Raw genomic sequence first — 14,519 nt, 5'->3', positions numbered from 1 at the left:
GAAAGGGTGAGACGTTTAGGGGGCCGACCACCGATGCTCGGACACGATGAATCTCCGAGACCAGTTCGACGTGCCGGCGCCCGCGATCGTCCTCGCCGAGGGGGAGTTCGGGAAGACGGGCGGGAAGACCGCGAACGGGGTCGTGCTCCACAGCGACGTGTTCGACGCGCGGGCGGTCGTCGACGCCGACACCGCCGGGGAGTCGCCGACCGACGTGCTCTCGAACTCCGACGCGCCGGACGTCCCGATCGTCGAGACGGTCGCGGACGCGCTCGAAGCGGCCCCCGAGGCCGAGGCGCTCGTCATCGGCGTCGCGCCCGCTGGCGGGGACCTCCCCGACGCGTGGGTGTCGGACATCGAGGACGCGATCCGGGCGGGGTGTGACGTGGTCTCCGGGCTCCACGTCTTTCTCTCCGAGCGCGAGCGCTGGCGCGCGCTCGCCGACGAGCACGGCGCGCGGCTGTTCGACGTGCGAAAGCCGCCGGGCGAGGCCGACCTCCGGGTCGGCGACGGATCGGTCGACGCGGTCGAGGCCGACGTGGTGCTGACTCTCGGGACCGACTGCGCGGTCGGCAAGCGGACGACCACCTTCGAACTCTACCGGGCGGCCCGCGAGGCGGGCCTCGACGCCGGGTGGGTCGCGACCGGCCAGACCGGCATCATGGTGGGCGCCCACGAGGGCGCGGTGATCGACCGCGTCCCGGCCGACTTCACCGCCGGCGTCGTCGAGGACATGGTGAAAGCGGTGGGCGCCGACCACGATCTGGTGTTCGTCGAGGGGCAGGCGTCGCTGACCCACCGCGCCTACTCGGGGGTGACCCTCTCGATCCTCCACGGCGCGTGGCCCGACGCGGTCGTGCTCGCCGACGACCCCGACCGGACCGACCGGACCCACTTCGAGTCGTTCCGGATCGACGGCGTCGACCACGAGCGCCGGCTGATCGAGGACCTCTCGGACGCCGCGGTGGCCGGCGTCTCGACGTGGGGCGACGCGGCGACCGAGCGCGAGCGCCTCGGGCTCCCCGCGGCGAACGTCTACGACGACGGCGGCCCCGAGGAGCTCCTCGCGGCTGTCCGCGAGCGCCTCGACGCCGACGCCCCGGCCGCGGACGAATCGGGGGTGACCGGGCGGTGAGCGAGATCGAATCGGTGTCGGTCCGACCGCTCGACCTCCCGCTCGAAGAGCCGTTCGAGATCGCGCTTGGCACCCAACGCGAGGCGTCGAACCTCCTCGTGACCGTCGAGACCGAGTCGGGCGCGACCGGCTACGGCGAGGGATCGCCGATCCCGCCGGTGACGGGCGAGACCCGGGCGGCCGCGCTCGAAACCGCCCGGGCGGCCGCCGAGGTGATCGAGGGCCGGGAGGTCGCCGACTACCGCGGGCTGGTCGGCGAGGTGCGCTCGGCGTTTCCCGGGATGGCGTCGGCGCTGTTCGCGGTCGAGACCGCGATCCTCGACGCCTACTGTCGGGAGCGCTCGCTCGCGCTCTCGGAGCTGTTCGGCGGGCCCCCAGAGCCGGTCGAGACCGACGTGACGATCCCGATCGTCGACCCCGGGACCGCGGCCGAGCGGGCGAGCCGGGCGGTCGAGACGGGCTATCGCCACCTCAAGATCAAGACCGGCACAGAGGTGTCGGCCGACGTCGAGCGCGTCGCGGCGGTGGCCGAGGCGGCGCCCGACGCCGCCCTCAAGGTCGACGCCAATCAGGGCTGGACGCCCAAGGAGACCGCCCGGTTCGCCGACGCGGTCGGCGAGCGCGGCGTCGGCCTCGACCTGATCGAACAGCCCGTACCGGCCGCCGACGTCGCCGGGCTCGCGACCGCGCGCGACCTCGTCGACGTGCCGGTCGCGGCCGACGAGGCGGTGTTCACGCCCGCCGATGCCGTCCGGATCGTGCGCGAGGAGGCCGCCGACGTGATCAACGCCAAACTCGGGAAGTCCGGGCCGCTGGCGGTCGCCGACATCGCCGCGATCGCGCGGGGGGCCGACCTCGAACTGATGGTCGGCTGTATGCTCGAGAGCGCGGTCGGCATCCACGCGAGCGCCCACCTCGTCGCCGGCACCGGCGCCTTCTCGTACGTCGACCTCGACGGGAACCGACTGCTCGCCGAGGACGTCATCGACGACGACGGCGGCGGCCCGACCCACCGCATCTCGGGGCCGGGTCACGGCGTGACGCCGCCCGAGTAGCCGGTTCCGGACGACTGCCCGACGGGGGACGAGTCGGTCAGATGATCCCCTGGGCCGCCAGAACGAGGTGGGAGATGAGCGCCGAGCCGAAGTAGGTGCCGAAGAAGACCAGCACGGCGACCAACACGAGCTTCCAGCTGACTTCCTTCATCCGAGTGGTCTGGAGCCCGATCGAGAGACCGGCGTACGCGAGGATCGGCGTCGTGGTCGCCAGGAAGTCGATCTGCTCGGTCATCGCGAGCACCTGTCCTTGGACCGGCGAGAACGGGATCGCGAGCAGGAACGCGATCACCATCGCGTAGGCGAACGACGGGAGGTCGAGCGGGAGCACGCGTCCGAGCACGAGCGAGACGAATCCGATCGCGACGACGAGCCCGATGCCCGGGGCGGCGTCGAGCGGGCTGATGCCGTAGCCGACCCAGTTCGCGGTCAGCGTGAGCGCGCCGACGACGAGAAGCATCTTGAGCGACTCGACGCTGAATTCGGGCAGTTCCATCGCGGATCGGGAGGCGTTCGACACGCTCAGTCACCCCCCGCGTCTCGGACGGCGTCGGCGTCCGGCTCCGGGTCGCCTCGACCGATGACTGGTTCGAGGACGCCGTACAGCCGCGTGATGACCGGCAGGCCGATGAAAAGCACCATGTACAGACCGGTGACGCCGGTGAGGAGGTTGCTCGTGGCGGCGAACGACAGCAGTTGGTCCTCGGGGACGGCCGAGACGGCCTCGGCCAGCGACGACGAACACGCGGTCATCATGCTCGCACTACCCATCCCGCAGGCCATCGAGAGCGCGAGCGGGTGGAGTCCGGTCGCGGGCGCAAAGCCCCCGAGCAGGCCGAAAAAGACGGTGCCGAGTACCGTCCCGGTCAGGTACGTCCCGAGGACGCCCCGGCCCTCCGGGGACTCGATGCCGTACTTGTCGGTGATGACGCCGAGGGTCGGCTCGCGGGCGATGCTGACCGCCCCGCCGATGGCCTCCCGCTTCAGGCCGAGCACGAGCGCGAACGGGAGCGCGATGAGTATCGTCCCGAGATTCCCGAACTCCTGGAGGACGAACGCCGGACCGGCCTGAACCAGTTCGCTGAACGAGGGGCCGACCATCATGCCGTACTTCACGCCCAGCGGCATGAGCGCGATCACGAGCATCGGGCTACTGATCCGGCTCACCTCCTCGGTGACGATCTTCCGGAGCGGCGCGACGTACTGACCGAGGACGCTGTAGCTGACGAGGACGCCGACGACGACGGCGAACAGCATCGGCAACAGGACGACCTGTCCGGGCCCGACGGCGAACGTCTGGGTGCCGATCAGTTCGGCCCCGACGACGATGAGCAGGACCGTGAGATGCGTCTTGGCGTGGGCAGTGACCCGACCTGCGGTGCGGATGGGTGCCCAGCGGCTCTCCGAGTCTTCACTTGGCATTGTATCGCACGCGAATAGTGTGCATCCGAGGGTGCACAGGACCGTCGCATAAAGATGCTGATTCGTTGCCGGTCGTTCGTCCGATGGAGGTGGCAGTTCGCCCGACGCCAGTAGAAATCGGCCAGAGCGTCTGGCGATTCGCCGACCGGCGGCGCCGACCCGCGAATCCGGACTTCGAGGCGACCGCGCCGAAAAACCCCCGCGGACTGCTTCGAGACGTATTCTTATGGCCCGGCGCGTCGAACACCGAACGTACGATGTCAACGAGTCCCACAGACGGGTTCGAGCGGGTGGTGCTGTCCGGGTCGCCGGCCGAGCGCGGGCGCGAACACGGCGAGCGGTTCGCCGACGCCGTCGCGTCGAACGTCGAACTGTACCGCGAACGGTTCGCCCACGAGGGCGTCGACCTCGACGCGATCCGGGACCACGCCGCCGAGTACGTCGACGTCATCGAGCGCGAGAACCCCGGCTACGCCGAGGAGATGCGCGGCGTCGCCGAGGGAAGCGGCGTCCCGCTGGCCGACGTGGCGATGCTGAACGTCCGCTGGGAGGTGATCTACCCCGCGTGGAAAGACCAGACCGAGGCGGCGACCGACGGCGACGAGCGGGCCGGCCGATCGGGCGAATCGCCCGTCGACGGCTGTACGAGCTTCGGGGTGGCCCCGCCGGCGACCGCCGACGGGGGGACCTACGTCGGCCAGAACTGGGACTGGCTCGCGTCGGTCGCGGACAACCTCTTTCTGATGGAACTGCGCCGCGACGACGCCCCCGATCTGCTCGCGATGACCGAGGCCGGCATCGTCGGCGGGAAGATCGGCGTCAACGAACACGGCATCGGCCTCGCGGTCAACGGCCTCATCTCGGACGGCGACGGGACGAACGCGCTCCGCAAGCCCTACCACGTCCGGTTCCGCGAGGTGCTCGACGCCGAGCGGTTCGACGACGCCCTCCGGCCGATCGTCGAGACCGACCGGGTCTGCTCGGCGAACGTCTTAGTGGGCCACGCCGACGGCGAGGTGATCGACCTCGAGGCCGCCCCGGACCTCGTCAACACGATCTACCCCGAGGACGGCGTCCTCACCCACGCCAACCACTTCGAGACCGACGCCGTCGAGAGCATCAACGAGCGCCGGAGCCCGAGCACGCTGTATCGCGGGCCACGGCTTCGTCGACTGCTCGCCGCCGAGGCCGAGGAGGGGATCGAGCCGGCCGACGTGCAGGCGGCGCTCCGGGACCACTTCGGGCGGCCGTCGAGCATCTGCAGTCACGTCGACGAGTCGGTGCCGGCGGTCGAGTACGGCCAGACGAACGCGAGCTTCGTGATCGACCTCGCCGGCCGGCGACTGCTGGGCCAGCGCGGCCCGCCCTGCGAGGGCGAGTACCACGAGTACGCGCTCTGAAGGGTTCGATACTCGCGGTGGCCGGGGCGGAGTCGGGCGAGTCGAGACGGCGCCGACGTCTCAGCGCCGCAACAGCGCGTACCCGACGCTCCCGGCGGCGGCGACGACACAGCCCGCGACGAGCAACAGCGTCCGGTAACCCGTCAGCGACGAGGCGAACGCGGTGTCGGCGACGAACGTGAACGCGATCGGTCCCAGCGTCTGGCCGAGCCGGAGCATGCTGGTCCGCATCCCCATCATCCCCGCCCGGAGGTCCCCCGACACGAGCGTGACCACCGTGGTGTCGATCGACGGCATCACGACGCCGAAGCCGACGCCGAACGCGAGCAGCGCCGCGCCGACGAAGATCGGCGAGGGCGCGAGCCAGACTCCGAGCAGGCTCGTCCCGTAGGCCACGAACCCGAGCGCGAGCAGTTCCGGGGCGGTCCGCCACTGGGAGACCCGCCCGTACTGGGAGGAGACGGTCGCGCTCGCGAGCGACACCATCGCGAGGATCGGGCCGATCTGTCCGGAGCCGAGCCCGAACTCGTCGCTCAACAGGAGCGGCAGGGCGGTGAGGACCGCGCCGTAGAAGACGAAAAAGACGACCAGGATGACCGCGAAGATCGCCAGCGCCTCGGGGAGGACGATCACGTCCCGCATCCGGCGGAGATACTCGGGCACGCCGGTCGGCTCGCCCTGTTCGGGCTCGTCGAGGACAAACACCGCCGCGAGTCCGACGAGGATCGCGGTCCCGAAAAAGAGGAACGGGACGTTCCACCGGATGCCCGCGAGCGCCCCGCCGATCAGGGGGTAGACCGCGGCGCCCGCCCCGACCATGCTCCCGTTGAGCCCCATGATCGCGTTCCGTCGTCCGCCCTCGTAGAAGTCCCCGATGAGCGTGACCGCGAGCGTGACGAGCGCGCTGGCGCCGATCCCCTGGAGAAAGCGCAGGGCGAGCACCTCGGCGAAACTGCTCGACAGCGAGATGCCCGCGCCCGCCGCCCCGAACAGAAACAGGAGCGGGATGATGACCTGCCGCCGGCCGAGCCGGTCGGCGACAAGTCCCATGAACGGCGTCAGGAAGATACCCGGCAGGGTGTAGGCGGTGATGACGAGCCCGACCTGCGAGTCCGAGATCGCGAACACGGATCGGAGCGACGGGAGCACCGGACTGAGCAACGAGACGCCCATCACGCCGATGAGCGAACTCGACAGGATGACGTACAGCGTGCTCGAACGCCACGGGATCGACGACTCGGCGGTCGCGGTCGCGTCGGTACTCATCTGGAGGGTCCGTCTCCGAGATGCGATTCGGGCCACCTTATCCTACCGACTTCGTCTCGCCCCGATCGGACGGATTCGACGGCCGGACGCGGTGCGAGTTCGGTCGGGGCGTCGCCGGGACGCCCGGGGCGAGGGACGCCCACCGGTCGGGAGCGTTACGGACCGCTCTTATCTCAATATAGCGTTCCGGTCCGCTCTCGACGACTGTTGACCGTCTCGTGGCCGCCGTACGGCCACATAGACCTATTATAATCCTTTAAATACCGATTCGCGAACATGAGCGTGTGGTCAGTCCAAACGACTCGTCCGAGAACAGGCGTCGCTTCCTGAAAACGACCGGTATCACCGCGGGCGCCATCGCGACCGCGGGCTGTCTGGGGACCCTCTCGATCGGCTCCGGCGGCTCGAACGACTCCGGGGGCAGTTCGGAGTCGAGTGCGAGTGACACGAGCAGTGGCGAGACGACGATCGAGTGGTGGCACGCGATGGGGGGCAACCTCGGCGAGACGGTCGATGCGCTCGCCGAGGACTTCAACGAGCAGTCCGACGGAGTGACCGTCGAGACGAGCTACAAGGGCAGTTACACCGAGACGCTCAACGCGGTCACCTCCGCGATCGGGGCGGGCGAGGCGCCGGACCTCGCACAGATCGTCGACCTCGGGTGTCGACTCGCGATCGACAGCGGGGCGTTCGAGCCGATGGAGGAGGCGCTCCCGAGCGACCGGATCGACTGGTCGGACTTCCAGGACCCGGTGATCAACTACTACTCGTTCGACGACACGGTGTACTCGCTGCCGTTCAACTCCTCGACGCCGATCTTCTACTACAACAAGGACAAGTTCGCGGAGGCCGGGCTCGATCCCGAGTCGCCGCCGACCACGTTCGAGGGCATCCGGGCGGCGAGCGAGACCGTCGTCGATCAGGGGGTCGCCGAGCAGGGGATCACCTTCGCCAACGTCTCGTGGTTCCCCGAGCAGTGGTTCGCGGAGGCCGGCGTCCCGCTCGTGAACGAGGAGAACGGCCGGGCGGACGACCCGACCGAGATCAACCTCGACACCGACACCGCCGACCGGATCTTCGGGTGGTGGGCCGACATGTACGACGACGGGCTGTACAACCACGCCGGGAAGGGCGCGTGGGACGCCGCCCAGCAGGCGTTCCTCAACGGCAAAACCGCGATGTGGATCTCCTCGACCGCGGGCGTCGCCGCGGCGACCGAGGGCGCGGCGGACAACGGGTTCGAACTCGGGACGGCGTACTTCCCGACGCCGGGCGACACCCGGACCGGCGTCGTCATCGGCGGGGCGTCGCTGTGGATGACCCGCGGGCTCTCCGACGCCAAGAAGGAGGCGGTCACCGACTTCCTCCTCTGGCTGGCGGAGGCCGAACAGCAGGCGTTCTGGCACCGCAACACCGGCTACTTCCCGATCAGCGACAGCGCGGTCGAGCAGTTAGACGACGACGGCTGGTTCGACGACAACCCCAACTTCCGGACCGCGTTCGACCAGCTCAAAGAGACCGAGACGACCACCGCCACGCAGGGCTGGCAGGCCGGCCCGGCCTCGAAGGTCCGGGACATCATCCAGGACGGCTACATCAGCATGATCAACTCCGATGTCGGCGTCGACGAGAAGCTCGGTCAGATGAAGACGGAGGCCGACGCCGCCCTCCAGGACTACATCGAGAGCAAAGGGAGCTAAGATGGGCGTCCACGAGAACACCTTCGACAGCACGCTGGGGGCGTACCTCCTGTTGTTGCCGACGCTGGTCGCGATCGGGGCGTTCCTGTACTACCCGTCGCTCCAGACGCTCCGGCTCAGCCTCTACAAGACGTTCCTGTTCGGCCAGAACACGCGGTTCGTCGGGCTGGCGAACTTCGCCGAACTGCTGAGCTCACAGACGTACCTCGGGAGCGTCGGCCTGACGTTCGCGTTCGCGGCGATCGTGGTCGCGGGATCGCTGGCCATCGGGCTGTTCGTGGCGTTCCTGCTGTACGAGGTGAGCGACGGCAAGGCCGCGTATCTGGTGGCCGCGATCTGGCCGTACGCGCTCCCGACGGCCGTCGCCGGGACGGTGTTGCTGTTCTTGGCCCACCCGAGCGTCGGGATCTACACCCACTACCTCGAGGCGTGGTTCGGGGTCGAACTCGACTGGTTCACCGTCGGCTGGCAGGCGTTCGCCGTGCTCGCGGTGGCGGCCATCTGGAAGCAGGTCGGGTACAACGTGATCTTCATGCTCGCGGCGCTGAACAACGTTCCCGAAGCGTTGAACGAGGCCTGCGAGCTCGACGGCGTCGAGACGTGGCGCCGGCTCGTCCGGGTGTACGTCCCGCTGATGTCGCCGACGCTGGTCTTTCTGGTCGTGATCAACACGATCTACGCGTTCTTCGGGAGCTTCGCGCTGATCGACCTGATGACGCAGGGCGGCCCGACGAACGCCACGAACCTGATGATCTACCAGTTGTACCGCGACGCGTTCCAGTTCAACAACCTCGGACTCGCGTCGGCCGAGTCGGTGATCCTGTTCGTCCTCGTCGCGGGACTCACCTACGTCCAGTTGCGCGTGTCCGACCGCTACGCACACTACTAATGTCTCACGAAACACAAGACGACGCGGCGCCGTCGGCGATCACGGACGCGACGCTCGTTCCCGAGCAGTGGCCCGTCCACGCGGGACTGATCGGCTCGATCCTGCTGATGGCCTCGCCGCTGTTGCTGGCGTTCGTGATGAGCACCCAGACCGTTCCGGAGGTGTACGACATCACGAATATCGGCGCCGGGAGCGACGGGCTCGCCAACTACCTCGAGGTGTTGACGACCTACGAGATGGCGTCGTACATGCTCAACTCGCTGGTGATGTCGGTCGTCGTCACCGTCGGCAAGATCGCGGTGAGCCTGCTTGCGGCGGTCGCGCTCGTGTTCTATCGGTTCCGGTTCAAGAACGCGATCTTCTTTCTCATCCTGTTCACGCTGATGGTCCCGGTGCCGGTCCGCATCGTCCCGCTGTACGAACTGATGGCCGCCTGGGGCTGGTCGAACACGCTGTTGGCGCTCACGGGGCCGTATCTGGCGAGCGCGACCGCCGTGTTCCTCCTGCGCCAGCACTTCCTGTCTATCCCCGACTCGCTGGTCGAGTCGGCGAAGCTCGACGGGGTCGGCCCACTGCGATTTCTCTGGGACGTGCTGATCCCGATGTCGCGGGGGATGATCAGCGGTCTCGGCGTGATCACGTTCATCTACGCGTGGAACCAGTATCTGTGGCCGCTTATCGTCATCTCCGATCAGAACAAGCAGGTCGTACAGGTCGGAATGAAGTACCTCCAGTCGGTCGGCAACGCCGGCCAGACCGACTGGGGACTCATCATGGCGGGCGCCGTGTTGACGCTGCTGCCGCCGCTGGTCGCGCTCATCGCGTTCCGGGGCCCGCTGCTCGAAACGTTCGGACTCGCAGAATGACAGGAATCACGACCACTGACTTGGTGAAACGCTTCGACGACGTCACCGCGGTCGACGGCGTCGACCTCAACGTCCGCGACGGAGAGTTTCTGGTCCTCGTCGGGCCCTCCGGGTGCGGGAAATCGACCACGCTTCGGCTCCTCGCGGGGCTCGAATCCCCGACCGAGGGCGCGGTCGAGATCGCCGACAGCGACGTGACCGACACCCCGCCGGGCGACCGGGACGTCGCGATGGTGTTCCAGAGCTACGCGCTGTACCCACACATGACCGCCCGGGAGAACATGACCTTCGGCGTCCGGACCGCCACCGACTTCGGGTCCGGGGAGGTCGACGACCGCGTCGCGGAGGCGGCCGCGATTCTCGACATCGAGGACCTGCTCGACCGGACGCCGGCGGCGCTCTCGGGCGGCGAGCAACAGCGGGTCGCGATCGGCCGCGCGCTCGTCCGGGACCCGGAGGTGTTCCTGATGGACGAGCCCCTCTCGAACCTCGACGCGAAGCTCCGGGTTCAGATGCGCGCCGAGCTCGCGGAGTTGCACGCCGAGCTCCAGACGACGACGCTGTACGTCACCCACGATCAGGTCGAGGCGATGACCCTCGGCGACCGGGTCGCGGTGATGTACGACGGCGAACTCCAGCAGGTCGCGCCGCCCCAACGCCTGTACGACGCGCCCGACACCCGGTTCGTGGCCGAGTTCATCGGCAGTCCGGGGATGAACACCGTCGAGGCGACTCTCGAACGCCGCGGGGACGACGCGGTCGCGACGTGGGGCTCGAACCAGCTCACGCTCCCGTCTGCCGGGAGGGTCGCCGACCGCGTCGACGGTCGAGCGGTCCTCGGCGTCCGCCCGGAGGATCTCCGCCAGGAGCGCGACGGACCGCTCCGGATGGAGATCACGGTGACCGAGCCGCTGGGCGACTCGCTGCTCACCCGCGGCACCGTCGGCGGCGCCGAGATGGAGGTGAGCCTGCCGGCGCGCTCGCCCGTCGGCGTCGGCGACGCGGTGTCGCTGGCCGCCGACCCGGAGCGACTCCACCTGTTCGACCCCGAATCCGGCGAAGCGCTGTACCACTCCTCGACGGAGTTAGACGCCACAGAGGCCGAGCCCCTCCTCGCCGACGGGAGCCCGGAGCGACGATGACCCACGTCGCCGCCAGATACGACGCGGTCGTCTTCGACAACGACGGCGTGCTCACGCATCCGACCGACGAGTCGCTCCTGCTCGCGGCCTCCCGGGAGGCGTTCGGCGCGTTCGACGTCGACCCCGACGCCGGGGACGTCCGGGCGCTCGTCGAGGACCTCTCGGTCGAGACGGTCCGGGAACTGGCCGACCGGTACGGCCTCGACGCCGAGCGGTTCTGGCGACGCAACGAGCGCCACCGGACCGCCGTCCAGGCGAGCGCGATCCGCGAGGGCCGCAAGCCGCTGTACGCCGACGTCGACGTCGTCGCCGATCTCTCGGTGCCGACCGCGATCGTGAGCAACAATCAGCACGCGACGATCGAGCGCGTCGTCGACGAGTTCGACCTCGCGACGTTCGAGGCCCACTACGGCCGGGATCCGACCCTAGAGGGACTGGCGCGGCGCAAGCCCGACCCGTCGTACCTCGAAACGGCGCTCGACGCGCTCGACGTCCGGTCGGCCCTCTACGTGGGCGATAGCCGCGTCGACGTGGCGGCCGCGAACGCCGCCGGCGTCGACTCCGCGTTCGTCGCGCGCCCGCACCGCCGGGAGTACCGCCTCGACGCCGAGCCGACCTACCGCATCGAGAGCCTCGCCGACCTGACCGACCTGCCCGCGCGATCGACCGACACGGATTCTCCCCGGAGACCACAATGAACCCACGCATCGGTTTCGTCACGTCAGTCGCATCGGAGCTGGACCGCCAACTGAACTTCGCCGCCGCCGGCGACTTCGACTACGTCGAAGTGCTGATGGACGGGCCACACGCCCACGAAACCCTCGCATCGCGGGCGTCTGACGTCCGGGCCACGCTGGCCGACCACGGGCTCGATCTGGTCGTCCACCTCCCGTTCCCGACCGACATCGGCTCGCCGTATCCGGGCGTCCGCGACGGCGCGATCGAGACCCAGCGGACGTGCATCGACGTCGCGGCCGATCTCGGCGCCGAGAAGGGCGTCCTCCACCCCGAGTCGTCGGCGTGGGAGGTCGCCTGGGAGGACGCGGCGCTCCGCGATCACATCGACGCGTCGGTGGCCGACCTGACCGCCTACGGCGCCGACCGCGGGCTGGAGATCTGTGCGGAGAACATCTTCGACAGCGCGTACACGATCGAACACATCGACCGACTGCTCGCGAACACGGACGCGTCGATGACCCTCGACACCGGCCACGCCCGAGTCACCGGCTACGACGCCGCCGACACCGCCGCGTTCGTCGCCGATCACGCCGATCGGATCTCGCACGTCCACCTCAACGACACCCGCCGGCCGGCCGACGAACACCTCCCGTTCGGCGCGGGAAACCTCGACTTCGAGCCCATCTTCGAGGCGTTCCCGTCGGGGTGGACCGGGACGCTGTCGCTCGAAATCGGCACGCGGTCGCTCGAGTACCTCGAGTACTCCCGGAGCCACCTCGACGAACTGCTGTGAGCCCGCGGCGACTCGACGGGGTCGGGGCTCACTCCTCGCTCTCGTAGGGTTCGCCGACGGCCGCGGGCATCCGGGTCGAGCCCCAGACGGTGAGCACGACGACGACCGCCGCGTACGGGAACAGATTGACGAGCCGGTTTGGCACCTCGATGCCGGCGGTCTGGAACTGGATCTGGAGCATGTCCAGCCCGCCGAACAGCACCGCCGCCGCGCCCGCCCCGATCGGGTTGTAGTTGCCGAACAGATACGCGACGATCCCGATCCACCCCCGGCCGTTGACCATCGTGTCGCCGGTGCCGGTGAACGACCCGGCGTGGGCCAGCAGGACGGCGCCGGCAAGCCCCGCCATCGCGGCCGAGAAGATCACCGCCCCGTACCGGACGCGGGCCACGCTGACCCCCGCCGTGTCGAGCGCCTCGGGGTTCTCGCCGGCCGCCCGGAGCCAGTAGCCGTATCTGGTCCGGTACAGCACCACCCACGAGATCCCGACCGCCAGCGCGGCGAGCGCCACCAGCGGCGACGTGTCGAACAGCACGGGACCGACCACCGGGAGCTCCGACAGCACCGGGACGGTGAGATCGGCGACGCTCGCGAGCCGCGGGCTGTTGCGGTTGCCCCAGAGGACGACCGCGGTGAACGGGCCGAACCCGAGCCCGACGAACCAGACCGCGAGGCCGGCGACGATCTGGTCGGCCTCGTACCGGATCGTCAGCGCGGCGAAGATCGCGCCGTACGCGAGGCTGAGGAGCACCGCCGCGAGGATGCCGACCCAGAGGTCGAGCTGGGTCGGCGATCCGCCGCCCGAGAGCCACGCGACGGCGCCGGCGTTGGCCGCCCCGAAGATCATGAACCCTTCGAGGCCGATGTTGAACACGCCGCTCTTCTCGGCGTAGAGCCCGCCGACCGCCGCGAGCGCGATCGGGGTCGCCGCCTGGAGCGTCCGCTCGACGAACCCGACGGTCACGATGGCCGCGACCGGCAGGTCGAGCAGGGCCGCGAGGAGCGCCGCGCCGGCGAGCAGGCCGACCGCGGCGCCGATCCGGACGCGGTTGCGGGCGGCGTAGTCGGCGACGCTCATCGGTCCTCGCCCCCGAGCCCGGTCCGCCGGGCCGCCATCCGGAACAGCTCTGGCGCGGCGACGAACAGGACGACGAGCCCGACGACCCCGTCGATCAACTGGACGGGCACGTCGCTGTAGATGCCGATGTGCCTGCCGGCGGCGTCGAGCCCGCCGAACAGCAGTCCGGCCGGGACGACCCCGAGCGGGTTGTTCGCCGCGAGCAGGCTGACGGCGATGGCGTCGAAGCCGTACGTGCCGATCCCGCTCGGGTCGCTGTAGTAGCCCTGAATCATCACGGCGAACACCGCGCCCGCGACGCCCGCGACCATCCCTGAGAGGGTCATGGTGGCGACGATCGTGCGCTTGGCGTCGACGCCCGAGAACGCGGCCGCCGCCTCCTGATGGCCGCTGGTGATCATGTCGTACCCCAGCCGGGTCCGTTCCATGACCACAGCGATCGCGCCGACCGCGACGAGCGCGACCGCGAGCCCGACGACCGAGAAGTCCGGCACGTCGAAGACGAGCCGCGGGAGGCCGACGTGCTCGGGGATCCGGGCGGTGTTGGGCGCGCGCTGGCCCTCGCCCCGGAACGGCCCGTCGACGAGCCACCCGACCACCCCGATCGCGATGAAGTTCAGCATGATCGTGGTGATGATCTCGTTGGCGTCGGCGTACGCCTTCAGGACGCCCGGGAGCGCGCCGTAGAGGCCGCCCGCGACGACGGCCGCGAGCGCCCCGCAGACCAAGAGTGCGGCGCCCCCGACCGCGTTCTCGGGGGCCAGCGGGGCGAGCCACAGGATCGAGACGACGGTGGCGAACCCGCCGACGACGAACTGGCCCTGCACGCCGATGTTGAACACGCCGGCCCGGAACGCGACCGCCACCGCGACCCCGGTCAGCACGAACAGCGTCGTGGACCGAAGCGTCTGTGCGACCGCGGTCGCGTCGCCGAACGACCCCTCGAAGACGTTCACCAGGAAGGTCGCCGGATCGTAGCCGGCCGCGGCCACGACCACCAGCCCGACGACCAGCGCCAGCACCGTCGACGCGGTCGCGATCAGGAGCCGCTGGACCGCCGACGCGCCGAGCATGCGGTCGGCGGCCCGATCGAGC

The 14,519-nt window shown here is 69.6% G+C and carries 14 protein-coding genes; 9 read left to right on the top strand and 5 right to left on the bottom strand.

The features are described from left to right. Positions 1–46 precede the first annotated feature (46 nt). Together EPY72_RS10640 and EPY72_RS10635 are read left to right on the top strand one after the other, a co-directional pair. Entirely contained in the window at positions 47–1,135 is a 1,089-nt protein-coding gene (locus EPY72_RS10640) for a DUF1611 domain-containing protein (RefSeq protein ID WP_135806394.1), read from the top strand. After that, entirely contained in the window at positions 1,132–2,190 is a 1,059-nt protein-coding gene (locus EPY72_RS10635) for a dipeptide epimerase (protein ID WP_135806393.1), read from the top strand. The genes EPY72_RS10640 and EPY72_RS10635 overlap by 4 nt, the downstream gene beginning before the upstream one ends. Before the next feature lie 37 nt (positions 2,191–2,227). Here the strand turns inward: EPY72_RS10635 and EPY72_RS10630 are convergent, their stop codons facing one another. After that, positions 2,228–2,686 (bottom strand): hypothetical protein, encoded by a 459-nt coding sequence (locus EPY72_RS10630; RefSeq protein WP_134671815.1) that lies wholly within the window; start codon positions 2,684–2,686, stop codon positions 2,228–2,230. A 26-nt stretch (positions 2,687–2,712) separates the two neighbouring features. Next, the gene (locus tag EPY72_RS10625; RefSeq protein WP_135806392.1) at positions 2,713–3,612 is read right to left on the bottom strand and encodes a DUF3100 domain-containing protein; all 900 of its coding nucleotides are present in this window, start codon (positions 3,610–3,612) and stop codon (positions 2,713–2,715) included. Between the two features lie 257 nt (positions 3,613–3,869). Between EPY72_RS10625 and EPY72_RS10620 the strand changes: the two genes are divergently transcribed. Then, the gene (locus EPY72_RS10620; protein ID WP_168216024.1) at positions 3,870–5,012 is read left to right on the top strand and encodes a C45 family autoproteolytic acyltransferase/hydrolase; all 1,143 of its coding nucleotides are present in this window, start codon (positions 3,870–3,872) and stop codon (positions 5,010–5,012) included. A 60-nt stretch (positions 5,013–5,072) separates the two neighbouring features. Here the strand turns inward: EPY72_RS10620 and EPY72_RS10615 are convergent, their stop codons facing one another. Then, entirely contained in the window at positions 5,073–6,278 is a 1,206-nt protein-coding gene (locus EPY72_RS10615; protein WP_135806390.1) for an MFS transporter, read from the bottom strand. Between the two features lie 284 nt (positions 6,279–6,562). Here EPY72_RS10615 and EPY72_RS10610 point away from each other — a divergent pair, with 284 nt between their 5' ends. The 6 genes from EPY72_RS10610 to EPY72_RS10585 are packed head-to-tail and all read left to right on the top strand — an operon-like array spanning position 6,563 to position 12,346. Beyond that, positions 6,563–7,978 carry an ABC transporter substrate-binding protein gene (locus tag EPY72_RS10610; RefSeq protein WP_134671788.1) on the top strand — a complete coding sequence of 472 codons (1,416 nt, stop codon included), beginning with the start codon at positions 6,563–6,565 and terminating at the stop codon, positions 7,976–7,978. A 1-nt stretch (position 7,979) separates the two neighbouring features. Then, positions 7,980–8,867 (top strand): carbohydrate ABC transporter permease, encoded by an 888-nt coding sequence (locus tag EPY72_RS10605; RefSeq protein ID WP_135806389.1) that lies wholly within the window; start codon positions 7,980–7,982, stop codon positions 8,865–8,867. Beyond that, positions 8,867–9,733 carry a carbohydrate ABC transporter permease gene (locus EPY72_RS10600; protein ID WP_134671790.1) on the top strand — a complete coding sequence of 289 codons (867 nt, stop codon included), beginning with the start codon at positions 8,867–8,869 and terminating at the stop codon, positions 9,731–9,733. Before EPY72_RS10605 ends, EPY72_RS10600 begins: the two co-directional genes overlap by 1 nt. Next, positions 9,730–10,875, top strand: a complete 1,146-nt coding sequence (locus EPY72_RS10595; RefSeq protein WP_134671791.1) for an ABC transporter ATP-binding protein — start codon at positions 9,730–9,732, stop codon at positions 10,873–10,875. The genes EPY72_RS10600 and EPY72_RS10595 overlap by 4 nt, the downstream gene beginning before the upstream one ends. Beyond that, entirely contained in the window at positions 10,872–11,573 is a 702-nt protein-coding gene (locus EPY72_RS10590; RefSeq protein WP_134671792.1) for an HAD family hydrolase, read from the top strand. Before EPY72_RS10595 ends, EPY72_RS10590 begins: the two co-directional genes overlap by 4 nt. Beyond that, positions 11,570–12,346 carry a sugar phosphate isomerase/epimerase family protein gene (locus EPY72_RS10585; protein ID WP_135806388.1) on the top strand — a complete coding sequence of 259 codons (777 nt, stop codon included), beginning with the start codon at positions 11,570–11,572 and terminating at the stop codon, positions 12,344–12,346. Before EPY72_RS10590 ends, EPY72_RS10585 begins: the two co-directional genes overlap by 4 nt. Positions 12,347–12,374: 28 nt before the next feature. Here EPY72_RS10585 and EPY72_RS10580 read toward each other — a convergent pair whose 3' ends face one another. Then, positions 12,375–13,424 carry an ABC transporter permease gene (locus tag EPY72_RS10580; protein ID WP_135806387.1) on the bottom strand — a complete coding sequence of 350 codons (1,050 nt, stop codon included), beginning with the start codon at positions 13,422–13,424 and terminating at the stop codon, positions 12,375–12,377. Further along, positions 13,421–14,497, bottom strand: coding sequence for an ABC transporter permease (locus EPY72_RS10575; RefSeq protein ID WP_135806433.1), 1,077 nt, complete (start codon positions 14,495–14,497; stop codon positions 13,421–13,423). Before EPY72_RS10575 ends, EPY72_RS10580 begins: the two co-directional genes overlap by 4 nt. Between the last annotated feature and the right edge of the window lie 22 nt (positions 14,498–14,519).

The organism is Halorussus marinus (genome assembly GCF_004765795.1).
In the GTDB taxonomy this organism is placed as follows: Archaea; Halobacteriota; Halobacteria; order Halobacteriales; family Haladaptataceae; genus Halorussus; species Halorussus marinus.
The sequence above is the reverse complement of the archived record's forward strand: the minus strand, read 5'-3'. Positions and strand labels throughout refer to the sequence as shown.

Coding starts and splice junctions, on each gene's coding strand:
- EPY72_RS10575 (WP_135806433.1), bottom strand. CDS start 14,497: ATGCTCGGCGCGTCGGCGGTCCAGCGGCTCCTGATCGCGACCGCGTCG.
- EPY72_RS10620 (WP_168216024.1), top strand. CDS start 3,870: ATGTCAACGAGTCCCACAGACGGGTTCGAGCGGGTGGTGCTGTCCGGG.
- EPY72_RS10640 (WP_135806394.1), top strand. CDS start 47: ATGAATCTCCGAGACCAGTTCGACGTGCCGGCGCCCGCGATCGTCCTC.
- EPY72_RS10625 (WP_135806392.1), bottom strand. CDS start 3,612: ATGCCAAGTGAAGACTCGGAGAGCCGCTGGGCACCCATCCGCACCGCA.
- EPY72_RS10615 (WP_135806390.1), bottom strand. CDS start 6,278: ATGAGTACCGACGCGACCGCGACCGCCGAGTCGTCGATCCCGTGGCGT.
- EPY72_RS10605 (WP_135806389.1), top strand. CDS start 7,980: ATGGGCGTCCACGAGAACACCTTCGACAGCACGCTGGGGGCGTACCTC.
- EPY72_RS10630 (WP_134671815.1), bottom strand. CDS start 2,686: ATGGAACTGCCCGAATTCAGCGTCGAGTCGCTCAAGATGCTTCTCGTC.
- EPY72_RS10600 (WP_134671790.1), top strand. CDS start 8,867: ATGTCTCACGAAACACAAGACGACGCGGCGCCGTCGGCGATCACGGAC.
- EPY72_RS10585 (WP_135806388.1), top strand. CDS start 11,570: ATGAACCCACGCATCGGTTTCGTCACGTCAGTCGCATCGGAGCTGGAC.
- EPY72_RS10595 (WP_134671791.1), top strand. CDS start 9,730: ATGACAGGAATCACGACCACTGACTTGGTGAAACGCTTCGACGACGTC.
- EPY72_RS10580 (WP_135806387.1), bottom strand. CDS start 13,424: ATGAGCGTCGCCGACTACGCCGCCCGCAACCGCGTCCGGATCGGCGCC.
- EPY72_RS10590 (WP_134671792.1), top strand. CDS start 10,872: ATGACCCACGTCGCCGCCAGATACGACGCGGTCGTCTTCGACAACGAC.